This is a genomic window from Paenarthrobacter sp. AMU7, from assembly GCF_041200195.1.
Classification (GTDB): Bacteria; Actinomycetota; Actinomycetes; order Actinomycetales; family Micrococcaceae; genus Arthrobacter.
Map to the genome: position 1 here is coordinate 308,240 of NZ_CP165735.1, position 18,978 is coordinate 327,217.

General features: G+C 60.0%; 12 protein-coding genes and 4 rRNA genes. 11 read left to right on the top strand and 5 right to left on the bottom strand.

What is annotated here, in order from left to right:
* Positions 1–150: 150 nt before the first annotated feature.
* Positions 151–267: ribosomal RNA gene (gene rrf, locus ABQM86_RS01480) — 5S ribosomal RNA — on the top strand.
* A 463-nt stretch (positions 268–730) separates the two neighbouring features.
* Complete coding sequence (locus ABQM86_RS01485; RefSeq protein ID WP_369745766.1) at positions 731–1,156, top strand: GNAT family N-acetyltransferase; 426 nt, start codon at positions 731–733, stop codon at positions 1,154–1,156.
* A gap of 544 nt (positions 1,157–1,700) precedes the next feature.
* Here the strand turns inward: ABQM86_RS01485 and ABQM86_RS01490 are convergent.
* Positions 1,701–2,294: an HhH-GPD-type base excision DNA repair protein gene (locus tag ABQM86_RS01490; protein ID WP_369745767.1), complete on the bottom strand. Its 594-nt coding sequence runs from the start codon at positions 2,292–2,294 to the stop codon at positions 1,701–1,703.
* 545 nt (positions 2,295–2,839) lie between these two features.
* Between ABQM86_RS01490 and ABQM86_RS01495 the strand changes: the two genes are divergently transcribed.
* The 3 genes from ABQM86_RS01495 (at position 2,840) to rrf (ABQM86_RS01505) (ending at position 8,327) form a co-directional block, all read left to right on the top strand.
* Positions 2,840–4,359 (top strand): 16S ribosomal RNA (locus ABQM86_RS01495).
* Between the two features lie 540 nt (positions 4,360–4,899).
* Positions 4,900–8,057, top strand: a 23S ribosomal RNA gene (locus ABQM86_RS01500).
* Positions 8,058–8,210: 153 nt separating this feature from the next.
* Positions 8,211–8,327: ribosomal RNA gene (gene rrf, locus ABQM86_RS01505) — 5S ribosomal RNA — on the top strand.
* Together the 16S, 23S and 5S rRNA genes form the textbook arrangement of a ribosomal RNA operon.
* A 59-nt stretch (positions 8,328–8,386) precedes the next feature.
* Here rrf (ABQM86_RS01505) and ABQM86_RS01510 read toward each other — a convergent pair.
* Entirely contained in the window at positions 8,387–9,250 is an 864-nt protein-coding gene (locus ABQM86_RS01510; protein ID WP_242703474.1) for a LysR substrate-binding domain-containing protein, read from the bottom strand.
* Positions 9,251–9,321: 71 nt separating this feature from the next.
* On the opposite strand from ABQM86_RS01510, the gene ABQM86_RS01515 reads away from it, so the two are divergent.
* Positions 9,322–10,200 (top strand): alkaline phosphatase family protein, encoded by an 879-nt coding sequence (locus tag ABQM86_RS01515; RefSeq protein ID WP_369745768.1) that lies wholly within the window; start codon positions 9,322–9,324, stop codon positions 10,198–10,200.
* Positions 10,201–10,381: 181 nt separating this feature from the next.
* Positions 10,382–11,053 carry an EamA family transporter gene (locus tag ABQM86_RS01520; protein WP_369745769.1) on the top strand — a complete coding sequence of 224 codons (672 nt, stop codon included), beginning with the start codon at positions 10,382–10,384 and terminating at the stop codon, positions 11,051–11,053.
* On the opposite strand, the gene ABQM86_RS01525 is transcribed toward ABQM86_RS01520, so the two are convergent.
* From ABQM86_RS01525 to ABQM86_RS01535, 3 genes are all read right to left on the bottom strand, one after another.
* Complete coding sequence (locus ABQM86_RS01525) at positions 11,050–11,883, bottom strand: alpha/beta fold hydrolase (protein ID WP_207595744.1); 834 nt, start codon at positions 11,881–11,883, stop codon at positions 11,050–11,052. The genes ABQM86_RS01520 and ABQM86_RS01525 overlap by 4 nt on opposite strands.
* 80 nt (positions 11,884–11,963) lie before the next feature.
* Complete coding sequence (locus ABQM86_RS01530) at positions 11,964–12,818, bottom strand: alpha/beta fold hydrolase (protein ID WP_369745770.1); 855 nt, start codon at positions 12,816–12,818, stop codon at positions 11,964–11,966.
* 9 nt (positions 12,819–12,827) lie between these two features.
* Positions 12,828–13,724: an alpha/beta fold hydrolase gene (locus tag ABQM86_RS01535; protein ID WP_207595746.1), complete on the bottom strand. Its 897-nt coding sequence runs from the start codon at positions 13,722–13,724 to the stop codon at positions 12,828–12,830.
* A gap of 76 nt (positions 13,725–13,800) precedes the next feature.
* Between ABQM86_RS01535 and lysS the strand changes: the two genes are divergently transcribed.
* The 4 genes from lysS to ABQM86_RS01555 all read left to right on the top strand — a co-directional run bounded on the left by lysS (position 13,801) and on the right by ABQM86_RS01555 (position 18,825).
* Positions 13,801–15,330 (top strand): lysine--tRNA ligase, encoded by a 1,530-nt coding sequence (gene lysS, locus ABQM86_RS01540; RefSeq protein WP_089593211.1) that lies wholly within the window; start codon positions 13,801–13,803, stop codon positions 15,328–15,330.
* Positions 15,331–15,332: 2 nt separating this feature from the next.
* Complete coding sequence (locus ABQM86_RS01545; RefSeq protein ID WP_280625780.1) at positions 15,333–15,506, top strand: hypothetical protein; 174 nt, start codon at positions 15,333–15,335, stop codon at positions 15,504–15,506.
* Between the two features lie 129 nt (positions 15,507–15,635).
* Positions 15,636–15,962, top strand: coding sequence for an Lsr2 family protein (locus tag ABQM86_RS01550; RefSeq protein ID WP_172326157.1), 327 nt, complete (start codon positions 15,636–15,638; stop codon positions 15,960–15,962).
* 370 nt (positions 15,963–16,332) lie between these two features.
* Positions 16,333–18,825 (top strand): ATP-dependent Clp protease ATP-binding subunit, encoded by a 2,493-nt coding sequence (locus ABQM86_RS01555; protein ID WP_089593213.1) that lies wholly within the window; start codon positions 16,333–16,335, stop codon positions 18,823–18,825.
* Positions 18,826–18,978 lie beyond the last annotated feature (153 nt).

Consider the following 18,978-nt stretch of genomic DNA (forward strand, 5'->3'; position numbering starts at 1 on the left):
ACACACTGCACGCGTCCACTATGTGGTTCCCGAACAACAACCCGCACCAAGGGTTGCCGGAACCAACAACTAAATAACAACACCACAGTTGTAACCAAAAGTCTTCCCACCCACCCCCACCAAAAAGGGGGCCGGGACGGGTAACAGAGTTACGGCGGTCATAGCGTGGGGGAAACGCCCGGTCCCATTCCGAACCCGGAAGCTAAGACCCACAGCGCCGATGGTACTGCACCCGGGAGGGTGTGGGAGAGTAGGACACCGCCGGACAACCATTAAGGCAAGAGCCCCGACCACAGGTCGGGGCTCTTCCCCTTTAACCACCCAACACGAGAACTCTGGTCCACCAACGCACCGCCTACGGTGTGGTGCAGGAGCCTTACGGCAGCGGGTAACACCAACACCCAGCCAGATGCCAAACCAGGCCCACTAAACGGACGATTCTTCTGCTTCGTAACTTCTTTCGTCGCGGCCCTGAGCGGTTGGAGCTCCTGCTGTGTTGGCTCCTGCTTCAGATGCCGCACCTGGCAATCTTGTTTTGCAAAGCTGATCATTTCGGTTCGATGGCACCAATGGCATCTACCTCGGCGGGCAGGCCTATGCTGAGTACGGTTTGCCGTATGCGCTACAAATGTTGAGAGTGGAAGTGTTGAACAGAAACAGGAGACTCCCCACGCCGTCGACTCTTCGTGCGGGAACCGCGGGGGATTTCCTTGGGTGCGCAGAGCTTTGGATGCGGGCTATCGCCTTTCGTGATGGCACACCCAGCGATCCGGAGATGAAGCGGAAAGCGTTGGCCAAACTCACCATCCCGGGAAGTATCCTTTCCATCGCAGAATGCCGTTCAGGAACGAACGGGTTTACTCTGGCCCTAGATGAGACGCCGACAGGTGCTGCCCGGACGGCTCACCTCGCGCTGCTTGCCGTGGACCCCGCTAGCCAATCCGGCGGACTGGGGCGGGCGTTGCTTGCAAACATCACTCAGTCGCTCTCAGCTGAAGGTTTCACTGAGGTGTCCCTAAGGGTGTTGAATGAGAACTCGTCTGCGCGTGAGTTATATGAAAAAGCGGGTTGGAAGATCACCGGTCGTGGGATCTTTGAAGATTCCGGACGTCCCTACGTCCGCTATCTGTTGGGCTTGACGGAGAATGATTCATAAGCAGAAATCCGTTACAGGACCGGCAGGGGTAATTCAACTGACCACCAGTCTCCGGCATTTCACCTGTCCGCATCAATCCTGGCCAACGCCGAAGGTTAACGCGTTTCTTCGGCTCTCACCGGGCGGGTATTGCATGGGTTCCGGCGCTCCAGGCACGAGAAGACTGTCGGGCCCTTCGCTGCATACCGGCACGCGCACACTGGCCAACCGTAAGGGACCGTGTCGTGTTGGACGGGTTTTCGCTTCGGCGACGTGCCCAATATCTCCCACATCATTGAACGTCCCAGCGCCAAAGGTCGTGCTGGGGCGGATCTTAGGCGGACGCGACCCGTGGCACAGGAAAACGCGCGATTACAGCGTCGCTCGCTGACCTTTCCCGAGTCCGCTCCATGCGCCCACTCTTCCAGCGGGGAGGGGGCCACTGTAAGGACGGAACGCAGTTATGTGGAAAACGCGACGATCTGCCGAGTTCGAGAAGGAAGTGGCACAACGGTGGGAATCCGGAGGGCCCTGCCCAAACGGCGATAGGTAAGGTCGGCGCGAACTAGGCGTTGGACGACTTCGCGGCCTTCGCCGCTGCCTTTGCTGCCTGTTTGCTGGCACGTACCTTGATCAAGGACTGTGGATCCACGATGTCGGCAACGGACAAGTACGATCCTTCCTCGCCGTAGTGGCCGGCGGCTTCCCGCCATCCATCGGCTTGAAGGCCGCATTGCTTGCCAAGCAGGGCCAGGAAGATCTTCGCCTTCTGCTCGCCGAAGCCTGGCAACGCTTTAAGTCGGCGCAGTACCTCGGGACCGTCGGGGTTGCCGCGGGTCCAGATCGAGGCAGCATCACCATTCCAGTCGCTGTGGACCGTTTCCGCCAGTGCCTGGACCCTGCCGGCCATGGAACCGGGGAAGCGATGGACGGCCGGCTTCTCCTTGAATACTTCGACGAAACCAATGGGATCGTGCTCAGCGATGGTGGCTGGATCCAAGGACCCGAGGCGGGCACGAATCTTCTCAGGGCCAGCAAAGGCAGATTCCATGGTGACCTGTTGATCGAGCAACATGCCCGTGAGCAACGCAAAAGCGTCGTCACTGAGCAGTCTGTCGGCGGCGGCATCTCCCGTGATGTGCAGTTCCATGCGTTCCATCCTCCCACCAGGCGGCGTCAACGTCATTGGCCCGCTGATTGCGACCCATAACTGTGCAGTGCGCTGCAGCCACGCTGCATATCTTCCCTGCCGTGCGGCGGAGCTGATGCCCTGACGTCCGGCGCGTTCGACGGCGGTTTGGTGGGGTTTTGGGGGTGGGTGGGGTTGGGTGTGGGGGTGGATTTGCGTTGGGGGTTGGGGGCGTGTATTGTTTTCTGAGTCGCCGGGTGCGAAACGGAAAGCCGGAAGGTGTGTACGGTTCGGTAGGCGGCCAAAAATAACTCTTCTTTTCCAATGGCCCTGTTGGGTGCGCTGCTTTGTGTGGTGTGCTGTGGGTGATGTTTTGGGGGGTCTGTTGTTTGAGAACTCAATAGTGTGCCAAGTTTGTTGATACCGATTGTTTTATTGATTGGTTGAAATTATGGCTGGATCATTGCGCACCCCCGTGTGTGGTGGTCTGGTTTTCAGCTGGTTTCGAATTTTGTGCAGCCGTGCCGGCCGTTATTTCCGGTGGGTGTGGTTGTGTCTGTTTGATTTGTTTTACTTCAACGGAGAGTTTGATCCTGGCTCAGGATGAACGCTGGCGGCGTGCTTAACACATGCAAGTCGAACGATGATCCCAGCTTGCTGGGGGATTAGTGGCGAACGGGTGAGTAACACGTGAGTAACCTGCCCTTGACTCTGGGATAAGCCTGGGAAACTGGGTCTAATACCGGATATGACCGTCTGACGCATGTCAGGTGGTGGAAAGCTTTTGTGGTTTTGGATGGACTCGCGGCCTATCAGCTTGTTGGTGGGGTAATGGCCTACCAAGGCGACGACGGGTAGCCGGCCTGAGAGGGTGACCGGCCACACTGGGACTGAGACACGGCCCAGACTCCTACGGGAGGCAGCAGTGGGGAATATTGCACAATGGGCGCAAGCCTGATGCAGCGACGCCGCGTGAGGGATGACGGCCTTCGGGTTGTAAACCTCTTTCAGTAGGGAAGAAGCGAAAGTGACGGTACCTGCAGAAGAAGCGCCGGCTAACTACGTGCCAGCAGCCGCGGTAATACGTAGGGCGCAAGCGTTATCCGGAATTATTGGGCGTAAAGAGCTCGTAGGCGGTTTGTCGCGTCTGCTGTGAAAGACCGGGGCTCAACTCCGGTTCTGCAGTGGGTACGGGCAGACTAGAGTGCAGTAGGGGAGACTGGAATTCCTGGTGTAGCGGTGAAATGCGCAGATATCAGGAGGAACACCGATGGCGAAGGCAGGTCTCTGGGCTGTAACTGACGCTGAGGAGCGAAAGCATGGGGAGCGAACAGGATTAGATACCCTGGTAGTCCATGCCGTAAACGTTGGGCACTAGGTGTGGGGGACATTCCACGTTTTCCGCGCCGTAGCTAACGCATTAAGTGCCCCGCCTGGGGAGTACGGCCGCAAGGCTAAAACTCAAAGGAATTGACGGGGGCCCGCACAAGCGGCGGAGCATGCGGATTAATTCGATGCAACGCGAAGAACCTTACCAAGGCTTGACATGAACCGGTAATACCTGGAAACAGGTGCCCCGCTTGCGGTCGGTTTACAGGTGGTGCATGGTTGTCGTCAGCTCGTGTCGTGAGATGTTGGGTTAAGTCCCGCAACGAGCGCAACCCTCGTTCTATGTTGCCAGCGCGTTATGGCGGGGACTCATAGGAGACTGCCGGGGTCAACTCGGAGGAAGGTGGGGACGACGTCAAATCATCATGCCCCTTATGTCTTGGGCTTCACGCATGCTACAATGGCCGGTACAAAGGGTTGCGATACTGTGAGGTGGAGCTAATCCCAAAAAGCCGGTCTCAGTTCGGATTGGGGTCTGCAACTCGACCCCATGAAGTCGGAGTCGCTAGTAATCGCAGATCAGCAACGCTGCGGTGAATACGTTCCCGGGCCTTGTACACACCGCCCGTCAAGTCACGAAAGTTGGTAACACCCGAAGCCGGTGGCCTAACCCTTGTGGGGGGAGCCGTCGAAGGTGGGACCGGCGATTGGGACTAAGTCGTAACAAGGTAGCCGTACCGGAAGGTGCGGCTGGATCACCTCCTTTCTAAGGAGCTGCTAGCAGCTGTTCCGTGTTCTGTGTATGCAGTTCGTGGTGGTTGTCAGTGTTGCCCATTGCGCAGGCGTCTGTTCTGCGGTGGGTGCTCATGGGTGGAATATCAACGAATCAAACTTGTTTGGCATGGCCTTTACCGGTTGTGTCCTGGTGCCAGTACGGCAGCATGTGTCTCTGCTTTTTGTGGGGGTGGGTGTTGTTGGGAACGCTGCCGGGGTGCATGGTTTGTGGGGGTTGTGTTTGGCGCACTGTTGGGTCCTGAGGCAACAGGACCTTTTTGCAGCAATGCAGAGGGCATCGTTCTGGTGTTTCTTTTGTTCCTGCTTCCGGTTCTGCCGCGTGTCCCTGTGTGGGGTGGTGGTGGTCTGGTTGATGGGGTTGTTGTTTGAGAACTACATAGTGGACGCGAGCATCTGAGACATGCATGGCTGGCCTTTCGGGGTTGGTGTGTGTGTTTCTACAGCAATTTCTTATGAATGAACCTGGCCCTTGTGGTCGTGGTTCTCTCGAGTAAGTTTTTGATCTTTGTGTGGTCAAGTTTTTAAGGGCACACGGTGGATGCCTTGGCATTAGGAGCCGAAGAAGGACGTAGGAATCTGCGATAAGCCTGGGGGAGTTGATAACCGAGCGTTGATCCCAGGATGTCCGAATGGGGAAACCCCGCACAACGCTGCAAGGTGATTGTGTGACCCGCATCTGAACACATAGGGTGCGTGGGGGGAACGCGGGGAAGTGAAACATCTCAGTACCCGCAGGAAGAGAAAACAATAGTGATTCCGTTAGTAGTGGCGAGCGAACGCGGATCAGGCTAAACCGTTCCATGTGTGATAGCCGGCGGGCGTTGCATGGGCGGGGTTGTGGGACTTTCCGTGATGGTTCTGCCGGACCGTTGGGGTGATGTGCAGGCATAGGTGAACGGTCTTGAAAGGCCGGCCAGAGAGGGTGGGAGCCCCGTAACCGTAATGTTGTGTGCAGCCTGGAGAGTATCCCAAGTAGCACGGGGCCCGAGAAATCCCGTGCGAATCTGTCAGGACCACCTGATAAGCCTAAATACTTCCTAATGACCGATAGCGGACCAGTACCGTGAGGGAAAGGTGAAAAGTACCCCGGGAGGGGAGTGAAACAGTACCTGAAACCGTGTGCTTACAATCCGTCGGAGCAACCGCGAGTGATCGCATAGTAGTTGTGACGGCGTGCCTTTTGAAGAATGAGCCTGCGAGTTAGTGTTACGTCGCGAGGTTAACCCGTGTGGGGTAGCCGTAGCGAAAGCGAGTCTGAACAGGGCGAGTGTAGTGGCGTGATCTAGACCCGAAGCGGAGTGATCTACCCATGGCCAGGTTGAAGCGACGGTAAGACGTCGTGGAGGACCGAACCCACTTCAGTTGAAAATGGAGGGGATGAGCTGTGGGTAGGGGTGAAAGGCCAATCAAACTCCGTGATAGCTGGTTCTCCCCGAAATGCATTTAGGTGCAGCGTTGCGTGTTTCTTGCCGGAGGTAGAGCTACTGGATGGCCGATGGGCCCTACAAGGTTACTGACGTCAGCCAAACTCCGAATGCCGGTAAGTGAGAGCGCAGCAGTGAGACTGTGGGGGATAAGCTTCATAGTCGAGAGGGAAACAGCCCAGACCACCAACTAAGGCCCCTAAGCGTGTGCTAAGTGGGAAAGGATGTGGAGTTGCGAAGACAACCAGGAGGTTGGCTTAGAAGCAGCCATCCTTGAAAGAGTGCGTAATAGCTCACTGGTCAAGTGATTCCGCGCCGACAATGTAGCGGGGCTCAAGTACACCGCCGAAGTTGTGGATTTCACACATTGCCCTAGCCTTCGTGGTTCAGGGGTGTGGAGTGGTAGGGGAGCGTCGTGTGGGCAGTGAAGTCGCGGTGGAAACCAGCGGTGGAGCCTACACGAGTGAGAATGCAGGCATGAGTAGCGAAAGACGGGTGAGAAACCCGTCCGCCGAATGATCAAGGGTTCCAGGGTCAAGCTAATCTGCCCTGGGTAAGTCGGGACCTAAGGCGAGGCCGACAGGCGTAGTCGATGGACAACGGGTTGATATTCCCGTACCGGCGAAAAACCGCCCATGCCAAGCGGGGGATACTAACCGCCCGGAGCCTGCCCGCTCACCCTTGTGGTGTTGTGGGTTTTGGCCGAGCGCGGGACCTGATCCCGGGAGGTAAGCGTATTAACAGGTGTGACGCAGGAAGGTAGCCGGGCCGGGCGATGGTTGCCCCGGTCTAAGGATGTAGGGTCAGGGATAGGCAAATCCGTTCCTGTGTGCTTCGAGCACGTTCCTGAGATCTGATGGGACTCCCGTATGGGGGGATCCGGTGATCCTATGCTGCCTAGAAAAGCATCGACGCGAGGTTTTAGCCGCCCGTACCCCAAACCGACACAGGTGATCAGGTAGAGAATACCAAGGCGATCGAGAGAATTATGGTTAAGGAACTCGGCAAAATGCCCCCGTAACTTCGGGAGAAGGGGGGCCTGCCCCGTGATGGAGACTTGCTCTCCGTGAGCGGGTGTGGGCCGCAGAGACCAGGGGGAAGCGACTGTTTACTAAAAACACAGGTCCGTGCGAAGTCGCAAGACGATGTATACGGACTGACTCCTGCCCGGTGCTGGAAGGTTAAGAGGACCGGTTAGCCACCTTGTGTGGCGAAGCTGAGAATTTAAGCCCCAGTAAACGGCGGTGGTAACTATAACCATCCTAAGGTAGCGAAATTCCTTGTCGGGTAAGTTCCGACCTGCACGAATGGAGTAACGACTTCCCCGCTGTCTCAACCATAAACTCGGCGAAATTGCAGTACGAGTAAAGATGCTCGTTACGCGCAGCAGGACGGAAAGACCCCGAGACCTTTACTATAGTTTGGTATTGGTGTTCGGAGTGGCTTGTGTAGGATAGGTGGGAGACGTTGAAACCCGGACGCCAGTTCGGGTGGAGTCATCGTTGAAATACCACTCTGGTCACTTTGGACATCTAACTTCGGCCCGTGATCCGGGTCAGGGACAGTGCCTGATGGGTAGTTTAACTGGGGCGGTTGCCTCCTAAAAAGTAACGGAGGCGCCCAAAGGTTCCCTCAGCCTGGTTGGCAATCAGGTGTCGAGTGTAAGTGCACAAGGGAGCTTGACTGTGAGAGAGACATCTCAAGCAGGGACGAAAGTCGGGACTAGTGATCCGGCGGTACATTGTGGAATGGCCGTCGCTCAACGGATAAAAGGTACCTCGGGGATAACAGGCTGATCTTGCCCAAGAGTCCATATCGACGGCATGGTTTGGCACCTCGATGTCGGCTCGTCGCATCCTGGGGCTGGAGTAGGTCCCAAGGGTTGGGCTGTTCGCCCATTAAAGCGGTACGCGAGCTGGGTTTAGAACGTCGTGAGACAGTTCGGTCCCTATCCGCTGCGCGCGCAGGAAATTTGAGAAGGGCTGTCCTTAGTACGAGAGGACCGGGACGGACGAACCTCTGGTGTGTCAGTTGTACTGCCAAGTGCATCGCTGATTAGCTACGTTCGGATGGGATAACCGCTGAAAGCATCTAAGCGGGAAGCTCGCTTCAAGATGAGATTTCCATACACAGTTATGTGTGAGAGGCCCCCAGCCAGACCACTGGGTTGATAGGCCGGATGTGGAAGCGAGGACTAAAGACTCGTGAAGCTGACCGGTACTAATAGGCCAACAACTTACACCACACAACACACTGCACGCGTCCACTATGTGGTTCCCGAACAACAACCCGCACCAAGGGTTGCCGGAACCAACAACTAAATAACAACACCACAGTTGTAACCAAAAGTCTTCCCACCCACCCCCACCAAAAAGGGGGCCGGGACGGGTAACAGAGTTACGGCGGTCATAGCGTGGGGGAAACGCCCGGTCCCATTCCGAACCCGGAAGCTAAGACCCACAGCGCCGATGGTACTGCACCCGGGAGGGTGTGGGAGAGTAGGACACCGCCGGACAACCATTAAGGCAAGAGCCCCGACCACAGGTCGGGGCTCTTCCCCTTTAACCACCACCCCTAACCACCCACACACCCCAGCACCGCATCCACCACATGGCTCCGCTGCTTGTCCCGTCGAAATACCAGGTACTCCGTTATCGGCGGTATCGAATCAACGAAGTCAAGCAGCACCAACCGGGGATCGTCGTTGAATTCATCCTCTGCGATGACCCCAACGCCCAGGCCGGCGATCACTGCCGCGTGAACTGCCTCCCGGCTATCGGTCTCGAGTACTTCCGCTGGTTGCAGCTGGGCTGCGGAGAGCGCTGTTTCGATGGACCTACGGGTGACGGAACCGATCTCCCTGATGATCAGCGGGTGGTCTACGAGGTCCCGGAGCCGGATCACCTTGCTGCCGGCCAACAGGTGGTCCTGCCGAACAAAGGCCACAAGGTCCTGCGTACCGAGGCGGCGCGCCATCAAGTCCGGGTGTGGCGTTTCATCGGCGATGATGCCGACATCAACAGTCCCGGCCAGGACTCTTCTGCGTACCTCAGCGGAGTTTCCGCTGACGAGTTGGATACTGACTCCCGGGTTCAGCCGACGGAAGGTGCTGAGCACGCCCACGGCGTTGATGGGAGCGTCGGTGCCGAAGCGGAGCTCTCCTTGCATGGCGTTGCGAGCCCTGGCCAGGACGGTCTCGGCTTCGAGCTCGGCGGCGAACAACCTGGCTGTGACTGCCAGGAGCTCTCTTCCCAAAGGCGTCAGCTCCACGGACCGTCCAGCCCGCTGCAGGAGCTGGACCTCATGGAGCCGTTCCAAAAGGCGGACCTGCTCGGACAGGGTTGGTTGGCTCACTTTCGCCGCTGCAGCCGCAGCGACGTAACTGCCGTGGGTAGCTACGAGGTGGAACGCCCGCAGGTGCGTGAGATTCATAGGCATGGCCTAAGTCTCCTATAGGCGTGAGTGGCGTCCCCTATGTGTCGCCTCAGAAGCCACGTACCGTCATTGCTGTGAAGAATGATCCCCACGTCCTGGTAGTAGGAATCGACGGTGTCCGTTACGACCGCCTCCTGTCAGCGGTGACACCCGCCTTGGACCAGATTGCCCGGAACGGCTTCCTGCTCCCCGTCAGCGTTCACGGGAAGAATGCCACTATTTCCGGGCCAGTGTGGGCCACGGTGGCCACCGGGGTTTATGCGGACCGGCACAAGGTCACCGGGAACAGTGACCATCCACCGGAGCTCGATGCCTACCAGGACTTCACCGCGGTGCTGCGTGGGGCCCGGCCGGAATTGCACACGATGGTTGCCGCGAGCTGGTTTCCTGTGGCGGCACCCACAGCGTGCGGGCCTCTCTTCTCTTCCCGTGGTTGGGTGCCGGAGGAGGACCCTGAAGAAGCGAACGACGCCGGCAGCTGGGCCGCTGCCGACAACGCCGTCGCAGATTATGCAGCCGGACGGTTGGAACACGAGGACCTTGCGGCATCCTTTGTGTACTTTGGCGAGGCTGACGTCGAAGCCCATAACAACGGCACGGGTATCGGCTACCTTTCAGCCATTCAACGCTGCGACTCCCGCGTCAATAGCCTGTTGGAAGCTATTGAGTCGAGGCCTCGTCGTGGTGACGAACACTGGACCGTCATAGTGGTGACTGACCACGGACACGTCGATGCCGGTGGTCACGGGGGAGAGACCGAGGACGAGCGTACAGCCTGGATCGCTGCCTGCGGCGCAAGCGTGCCCCGGAACGTCATGGCCGTGGACCATGCCGACATCTTCGCCCAAGTACTGGCAACCTCTGGTGTTGCAACAGGGGACACTGAAGGGCTCGCCTTCGGTGCCAGGACTGACCCGCAGGAGCGACCCGCAACAACGGCAGCTTCCCGTTGACACTTACGGTGACAGCGGCAGTTCTCCTGGCGGCGGTCCTCCACAGCGCGTGGAATGCGTTGGCCAAGGCGATTCCGGACCGGCTTGCCTCGTCCACCATGATTGCCTTGGCCTATCTCATGTCCGGCCTGGTGGGGGCAGCGGTTTTCGGAGTTCCCCCACAGCAGCGTGGCCCTATGTCGTGGCGTCGGCGGCCTTGCAGACCTGCTATCTCATCCTGCTGATCACGTCCTACAAGCACGGCGAATTCTCCCAGGTTTATCCGCTGGCCCGCGGCCTTGCCGTCCTGTTGGTCACGGGGGTCGCCACCACTTTCCTGGCAGAGAAACTGAGTTTCTGGCAACTGGCGGGGGTCGCGGTCGTCGCTGGTTCCTTGCTGAGCCTGGCCCTCACAAAACACAGTGCAACGGCCCGCGCCGGCAGGAACCGTCAGGGCACCTTCTTCGCTGTGCTCACGGGGGCAGCCATCGCGGCTTATACCGTGGTGGACGGTGTGGGAGTCCGGGTTTCCGGGCAACCGATGGCCTATGTCTCGTGGCTCTTCCTGCTGCAGGGCATGGTGATTCCCTTGATCTGCTGGCGCATGGCCTCCGAACGCCGTTCTTTCCCACGACGAGTGGCGCGGTACTGGAAGCCGGGATTCATCGGAGGGCTGGTGTCCATGCTGGCCTACGGAATTGTGGTCTGGGCACAGAGCCTGGCGCCGCTCGCCTTGGTGTCGGCGCTGCGCGAGACCAGTGTCCTGTTGGCTGGCGTCATCGGCGCGGTGTTCTTCAACGAAAAGTTCAGCCGGCTCCGCTTGGTCTTGACGGCCATCGCGGTGGCCGGCATCGCCGCCATCCAGCTCGGCTAGCCAGAGAAGAACTCCGACAACTCCGAGATCAGCTTCTCCGGAGCCTTGATGGGACCGTCGTGTCCCGAGCCAGGGAGGATGCTGTAGCTGGATCCGGAGAGGACGTCATGGATTTGGCCGCACGCAACACCGAAGTAGGCGGGGCTCTTTTCGCCCACGACGATCAGCGTCTCCAGTGGAAGGGCAAGGAAGGGCTCGGCGGGCATGTCGGCAGCGATGACGGCCTTAATTTCCCGGACACCGCAGGTCATCAGTTCGCGCATCTGCTTGCCCAAAGGCGTACCGGCGGCCAGCTTGTTGGCCAGGGTCAGCATGGACAATGGCATGCGTGCGAAGGCGCCGCCGGTCTCCACGCCCTTGATCAGGACGGCGAGGGCGCGGTCATAGTCTCCCGCCGCCGTCGCGCGTTCATAATCCGGCGTCCAGTCGGCCTTGACGCTGTGGTTGACCGACACGGCAGGATCGTAGACGGCAAGCCGCTCCACGGGCAGGGTCCGCGCAGCGTGCAGCGCTACTGCGCCGCCAAAGCTGTGCCCAAAAACATCGGTGCTGGAGGTGTGTTTCATGACGGCGTCCAGGTCCCGGATGTCCGCCTCAAGCGTGTAATCCTCAGCCTGCGGGGATGAATCGCCGCGTCCACGTCGGTTGAAAGTATGAACGGGCCGGCCCAGGGCTTCGCTGAGTTTCTGCGCAAAACGCGAGTAATCGGCAGCCGTCACCATTGAGGCAGGAACGACGACGACGCCGGACCCCGCCGCTTCCAGCCCACCGCCCGTGGTGAGTACTTCGAGGTGTCCGCCGTCGTGGGTCATGATGATGTCGCGCGTCATGACTTGAGCCTAACCGAGCCACCTGAATGCAGGCAGCATGCCGCCCCATATGTGGAAAAGCAGTCAGTGTGGAGAAGCAGTCAGCGTTTGAAGTAGTCCGAGATATCCGAGACGAGTTCGTTCACTGCGGCAGGAATGGACCCATGGAATCCCTTGGGCGAAACCTCCAACGTGCTGCCGGGAACGGCCCTGTTCAGCCGAGCAGCGGTGACCTTGTAGAACTGGGGGCTCTTCTTGCCCACCATGAAGTGCGTGCTGGGAGGCAGGACGGAGAAGTCGCGCGGAGAATCAGCGGCTTCGAAGGCAGCCTTGAGCTCACCAACACCTGAGGGCATGAGCTCGCGGAAAAGCTTGTTCACTTTGGTCCGCGAAACCACAGCCATGAGTCCCGCCAGAATCGGCTCGGGTACCCGTGCAAGGGCAATTCCGGGGTGCATGCCCCTTTTCATCCGGGCCATCGCGCGGTTGAGGTCGCCTTTGTCCACCGAATCCGCGAAGCCGGCCAGCCAATCTGTGTCCATGCTGCCGTCGATGTTCACCGCGGCGTCGTAGACAGCGAGCTTGTCCGGCTCGTGGTGCGTGCCCGCAAAGGCCTGGGCTGCATTCAAGGCCACGGACCCACCCAGGCTGTGGCCAAAGATGTTCCGGGCGCCGGTGGCGTCCATGATGGTGCGGACATCGGCGATCTCCGTAGCCATGGAGTAGCAGTGCGGCTGCTCGGTGGATTTGCCCCGGCCCCGGCGGTCGTACACGTCCACAGCCCAGCCATCACCGAGGCCCTTGGCCAACGCGACGGAAAAGGGCCGATAAATGAGTGCCGTGAGGAACGCGCCACCGATGAGGACCACCCGGCGCTCCCCGGGCGCGTCTTCGGTGCCGTAACTGTACAAGGCGAGCCGTCCGCCGTCGTGCGTCTGAATATCGCGTTCCCTCACCGGAACATCCTAGGTGGCATCGGGAAGTTCGCCGTGGAACCGGGTCCCGGAGAGGAACCGCGCTATGCGGGCGGCGAGCCGCTTGCCCGGCCGCAACGGCCCTTCGTGGAACTGCAGCGGCACCACAGCAAAGTCGATCACCGGCACGGCCCCGGCAAGGGTGCGGCCGGTCTCTGCGAAATACGACGGACTCCAACCGCCGCTGAGCATCAACGTGGGCGTGGAGAGTTCCATGAAGTCGTGAAGGTGGGCATCGGCGTCCAGGACTGCGCGCATTTCGGTGACTGCCGTGGGCAGCAAGGAGCGCATCTCCAAGCCCAGGCGGGTCCGGGCCGACAGGACACTGAGCGTGCGCAGCGCCCCCATGGGCAGATAGGAAATCGGCCCGGCAGTCCCCAGGCCCTGCACCAGATGCGCCCACGCGTGATCCAGCTGACCGGCAGTGACCGCTTCCTCAAGCTCGGGCCGCCACCGGCTGCTGAGATTGCCTGACAGCGACACTGCAGCGTCGTAAGTGACCAGTTTGTTGATCCTGGCCCGCCTCGCGGCTTGCAGCGCCACGAAGCCGCCATAACTGTGCGCCACAACGTCAGAGGAGCCGGTCTTCTCCATCACCACGAGGAGGTCCGCGATCTCGGTTTCCACCGAATAGCCCGACGGCTGCGGCGCAGACCGCCCCCGGCCGCGCCGGTTATAGCTGTGAACCGGGCGCCCCAGCATGACGCTGAGCGTCCGCGCGAACGGCCAGTACAGCGAGTCCGTCACCAAAGTGCCATGAACAAGCACGACGCCGGCCGGTTCAGCGGATTCCTTTGAGCCGGGAATTGACGCTGCTGACGCGGGCCGGAAGGTGTGCACCTCGAGCTGCCCGCCGCCGTCGACCGTTTCAACTGTCCATGTCTCCACAGCTCCGAGTCTATGCGTTTGCTTGATCCTGGGGCCCGGAAGTGAAGGTCCGCAATGACCGGTAAACTTAAGGACTGTGACTTCCGCAAACACCCCAGCCCTGAACACCTCCGCAGAGCCCATCGATGCCAGCGAGCAGATGCGCATCCGTATGGAAAAGCGCGCCAAGCTGATCGAGCGAGGCACGGAGGCTTATCCCGTGGGTGTTGAACGGACCCATTCCCTCGGCGAGATCCGCGAGAAGTACGCACACTTGGAAGCAGATGAAACCACCGGCGACACCGTTGGTGTCACCGGGCGTGTCGTGTTCGTGCGCAACACCGGCAAGCTGTGCTTCGCCACCCTCCAGGAGGGCGGCGTGGACGGCAAGGGCGTCCGGCTGCAGGCCATGCTGAGCCTTGCCAACGTCGGCGAGGAAGCGCTCGCTGAATGGAAGGCCCTGGTTGACCTGGGCGACCACGTGTTCATCAAGGGCGAGGTCATCTCCTCCCGCCGCGGTGAGTTGTCCGTCATGGCCGACTCCTGGTCCATGGCGTCAAAGGCGCTGCGCCCCCTCCCGGTACTGCACGCAGAACTGAACGAGGAAACCCGCGTACGCCAGCGCTACGTGGACCTCATGGTCCGCGATGAAGCCCGTGAGATGGTCTACAAGCGCGCAGCAATCACCCGCTCGGTGCGCGACACCCTGGACCGCCATGGCTACGTGGAGGTGGAAACCCCCATCCTGCAGCTGGTCCACGGCGGCGCTACCGCGCGCCCGTTTGAAACGCACATGAATGCGTTCGACCAGAAGATGACACTGCGTATCGCTACCGAGCTCTTCCTCAAGCGCGCCGTTGTGGGTGGCATCGATCGCGTTTACGACATGGGCCGTGTTTTCCGCAATGAAGGCGTGGACTCCACGCACAGCCCCGAATTCACCACCCTGGAATGCTACGAAGCCTGGGCGGACCAGTTCGTTATGGCCGAGCGCATGAAGGAAATCATCCTTAATGTGGCTGACGTTGTAGGGACGCGCACCATCCAGACGGATGCCGGCGAAATCAACCTCGACGGCGAATGGGCCTGGGTTTCGGTTTACCCGGGTATTTCCGAAGCCGTGGGTGTGGAAATTACTCCGGACACCACGGTGGAGGAACTGCTGGCAATTGCGGCCAAGCACGAAGTCAAGGTGGACCCCAAGTGGGACGCCGAGAAGATTGTGGTTGAGCTGTTTGGCGAGATCGTGGAACCCACCCTGCTGAACCCGACCTTTGTTTATGACTACCCGCCGTCGGCACAGCCGCTGGCCCGACCACACCGTGAAGACGGGCGCCTCATCGAGGCCTGGGACCTGATCATCGGCGGCATGGAGCGCGGCACGGCCTTTTCCGAACTCATTGACCCCGTCATCCAGCGCGAACGCCTGACGGAGCAGTCCCGCCGCTCCGCCGCCGGTGATGAGGAAGCCATGCAACTGGACGAGGACTTCCTCCGTGCCCTCGAATACGGCGCGCCGCCCATGGGCGGCATCGGGCTCGGCATTGACCGTTTGGTCATGCTGTTCACCGGGGCCGGCATTCGCGAAACCATTCTGTTCCCCTTGCTGAAGCCTGAAGGACACTGACCATGGAGTACATCGCAGTTCTTGCGCCGTCCATAGTTGTAGGTTTGATCTTCTGGTTTGCCATGAAGTCGATCTTCAATGCAGACAAATCCGAGCGTCAGGCAGAAGCCCGCGCCCAGGCCGAAGCGAATTCAAAAAATACCGGCCCGGCGCCCGAAGGTCCAGCCGCTAAATAGGCTCCTAAATGGGTTCCACTTTCACGTGAATCCATTTGTGCTTTGACGTGCGTGCTTGCCGTGAACGATAATCGAGAAAGGAACCCGGGGAATTTCTGATTATCCATCCCTCCAAAAGAGAGGCAACTCATGGCACAGAAAGTAAAAATCATCCTCGTCGATGACCTGGATGAAGGGGCTGCGGACGAAACTGTCCGCTTCGGCCTGGACGGTGTGAGCTACGAAATGGACCTGTCCACAGCAAACGCAGCGTCGCTGCGGAAGGCCCTGGAACCGTTTGTCGCGAAGGCCCGGAAGACCTCTTCCGGCCGCGGGACGCGGGGTCGCGCTACTCCGGCCCGCAACCAGGATTCCGCACAGATCCGTCAGTGGGCCCGGGATAACGGTTACACGGTCAACAGCCGCGGACGTATTCAGGCTGAAATTCAGGAAGCCTACCAAAAGGCCAATTCCTGATTCACCACTTCAATGCCCCGGCAGTCACTGCCGGGGCATTGGTGGTTTAAGGAGCTGGGTTTCTTGGGTTCCGCCGCGGCCCGTCGGCGGAATAATCCGTGAATCTGCCCAGTGCTGGACGGCCCGTTTACCGGAGCTATTGGGGGAGTGGCAAACCGTCCCGATTACTCCTCTGTGGAATACTCCCGGGGTGGCCCGGCGGCAGGTTGCCCGGGCCGGCTGGCAGGATGTCACCGTCGCCTGCCCCGGTCAAGGGGAAGTGCCCGTTTTATTCCTCCACGGCGTCATGTTTCCCCTGTGGCGAACACGCCCCAAAAGTGTTGCTCCGGCACGTAGCATCAAAGTACGTCGTAGCTAGGAGTGTGGCGAAATGTTTGAGAGATTTACGGACCGTGCCCGTCGCGTGGTCGTCCTTGCCCAAGAAGAGGCACGGATGCTCAACCACAATTACATCGGTACCGAGCACATCCTCTTGGGTCTGATCCACGAGGGTGAAGGCGTTGCTGCCAAGGCGCTCGAGTCCCTGAGCATTTCGCTCGATGGCGTTCGCGAGCAAGTACAGGAGATCATCGGCCAGGGCCAGCAAGCCCCGTCCGGTCACATCCCCTTTACGCCGCGCGCCAAGAAGGTGCTTGAGCTTTCCCTTCGTGAAGCACTGCAGCTCGGCCACAACTACATCGGTACTGAGCACATCCTGCTCGGCCTCATTCGCGAAGGCGAAGGCGTGGCCGCACAGGTGCTGGTGAAGCTTGGCGCAGACCTGAACCGGGTCCGCCAGCAAGTCATCCAGCTGCTCTCCGGGTACCAGGGCAAGGAGACCGCAGGCAGCGGCTCCGGCCAGGGCCAGCCGGAAGGTACCCCTGCCGGCTCGGTGGTGCTTGACCAGTTCGGACGCAACCTCACCCAGGCTGCCCGCGAAAACAAGCTCGATCCTGTGATCGGCCGCGAGCAGGAGATGGAACGCGTCATGCAGGTCCTCTCCCGCCGTACCAAGAACAACCCGGTGCTGATCGGTGAGCCCGGCGTTGGTAAGACTGCCGTCGTCGAAGGCCTCGCCCAGGCGATTGTCCGCGGCGATGTCCCGGAGACCATCAAGGACAAGCAGCTGTATACGCTTGACCTCGGATCCCTGGTTGCCGGCTCCCGTTACCGCGGTGACTTCGAAGAGCGCCTGAAGAAGGTCCTCAAGGAAATACGCACCCGCGGCGACATCATCCTCTTCATTGACGAGATCCACACCCTCGTCGGTGCAGGTGCTGCCGAAGGCGCCATTGATGCTGCGTCCATCCTGAAGCCGATGCTCGCCCGTGGGGAACTCCAGACCATCGGGGCCACCACTCTTGACGAGTACCGCAAGCACATCGAAAAGGACGCCGCGCTTGAGCGCCGCTTCCAGCCGATCCAGGTCAAGGAACCCTCGGTTGCGCACGCGATCGAGATCCTCAAGGGACTGCGCGATCGTTACGAGGCACACCACCGCGTGACGATTACCGACGGCGCCCTCGCCTCAGCTGCGCAGCTGGCCGAACGCTACATCTCGGACCGCTTCCTGCCGGACAAGGCGATCGACCTCATCGATGAAGCCGGCGCACGCCTGCGCATCCGCCGCATGACCGCTCCGCCGGAGCTCAAGGCCATGGACGAGCGCATTGCCGACGTGAAGATGGAGAAGGAATCCGCCATCGACGCCCAGGACTTTGAGGGTGCTGCCTCGCTGCGCGACAAGGAGCAGAAGCTCATTGCCGAACGCGCGGAGAAGGAGCGCACCTGGAAGTCCGGCGGCATGGACGACATCTCCGAGGTTGACGAGGACCTGATCGCTGAAGTTCTCGCGAACTCCACGGGTATCCCGGTCTTCAAGCTCACCGAGGAAGAATCTTCCCGCCTGCTCAAGATGGAAGACGAACTGCACAAGCGCGTCGTCGGCCAGGACGAAGCCATCAAGGCACTGTCCCAGGCCATCCGCCGCACCCGTGCAGGCCTGAAGGACCCCAAGCGTCCCGGTGGCTCGTTCATCTTTGCCGGCCCCACGGGCGTCGGTAAGACCGAGCTTGCCAAGGCACTTGCCGAGTTCCTGTTCGGTGAAGAGGACGCCCTCATCACGCTGGACATGTCCGAGTACTCCGAGAAGCACACGGTTTCGCGCCTCTTCGGTGCACCTCCGGGCTACGTCGGCTACGAAGAAGGCGGCCAGCTGACGGAGAAGGTCCGTCGTCGTCCGTTCTCCGTGGTTCTGTTCGATGAAGTGGAGAAGGCCCACGCCGATCTCTTCAACTCGCTGCTGCAGATTTTGGAAGACGGCCGCCTGACCGACTCCCAGGGCCGCGTGGTGGACTTCAAGAACACCGTGATCATCATGACGACCAACCTTGGTACCCGCGATATTTCCAAGAGCGTGGCTACGGGGTTCCAGTCCGGCACGGACACCCAGACCGGCTACAACCGGATGCGGGCCCGGGTTACCGAAGAGCTCAAGCAGCACTTCCGCCCCGAGTTCCTCAACCGCGTTGACGACGTCGTGGTATTCCCGCAGCTGACGCAGGACGAGATCATCGAGATTGTGGACCTGTTCGTGAACCGTCTGGAGCGCCGCCTCAAGGACAAGGACATGGGCATCGAACTCACCCCCGCTGCCAAGGTTCTCCTGGCCACGCGTGGTTACGATCCCGCCATGGGTGCCCGGCCGTTGCGCCGCACCATCCAGCGCGAGATCGAGGACCAGCTGTCCGAGAAGATCCTGTTCGGCGAGATCCACTCCGGCGACATCGTCGTGGTGGACGTTGACGGCGAAGGTGACGACGCCAAGTTCACGTTCGAAGGCAACGCCAAACCGCGTATTCCGGAGATCGCTCCGACCGCGTAAGGCCAACGCTTTATCCCGGAAGCCCCACCCGCTCCGCAAGGAGCAGGTGGGGCTTCTGCGTTGGGCGGCCCGGAGTTTTTGTCCAGGCAGAGACTTTAAGGTGGCTTCTGGAGGGCGTTATCTGTACAAAACTTCACGAACCGGATCGGGGAT

Coding starts and splice junctions, on each gene's coding strand:
- ABQM86_RS01510 (WP_242703474.1), bottom strand. CDS start 9,250: ATGCCTATGAATCTCACGCACCTGCGGGCGTTCCACCTCGTAGCTACC.
- ABQM86_RS01485 (WP_369745766.1), top strand. CDS start 731: ATGCGGGCTATCGCCTTTCGTGATGGCACACCCAGCGATCCGGAGATG.
- ABQM86_RS01490 (WP_369745767.1), bottom strand. CDS start 2,294: ATGGAACGCATGGAACTGCACATCACGGGAGATGCCGCCGCCGACAGA.
- ABQM86_RS01555 (WP_089593213.1), top strand. CDS start 16,333: ATGTTTGAGAGATTTACGGACCGTGCCCGTCGCGTGGTCGTCCTTGCC.
- ABQM86_RS01550 (WP_172326157.1), top strand. CDS start 15,636: ATGGCACAGAAAGTAAAAATCATCCTCGTCGATGACCTGGATGAAGGG.
- ABQM86_RS01545 (WP_280625780.1), top strand. CDS start 15,333: ATGGAGTACATCGCAGTTCTTGCGCCGTCCATAGTTGTAGGTTTGATC.
- ABQM86_RS01525 (WP_207595744.1), bottom strand. CDS start 11,883: ATGACGCGCGACATCATCATGACCCACGACGGCGGACACCTCGAAGTA.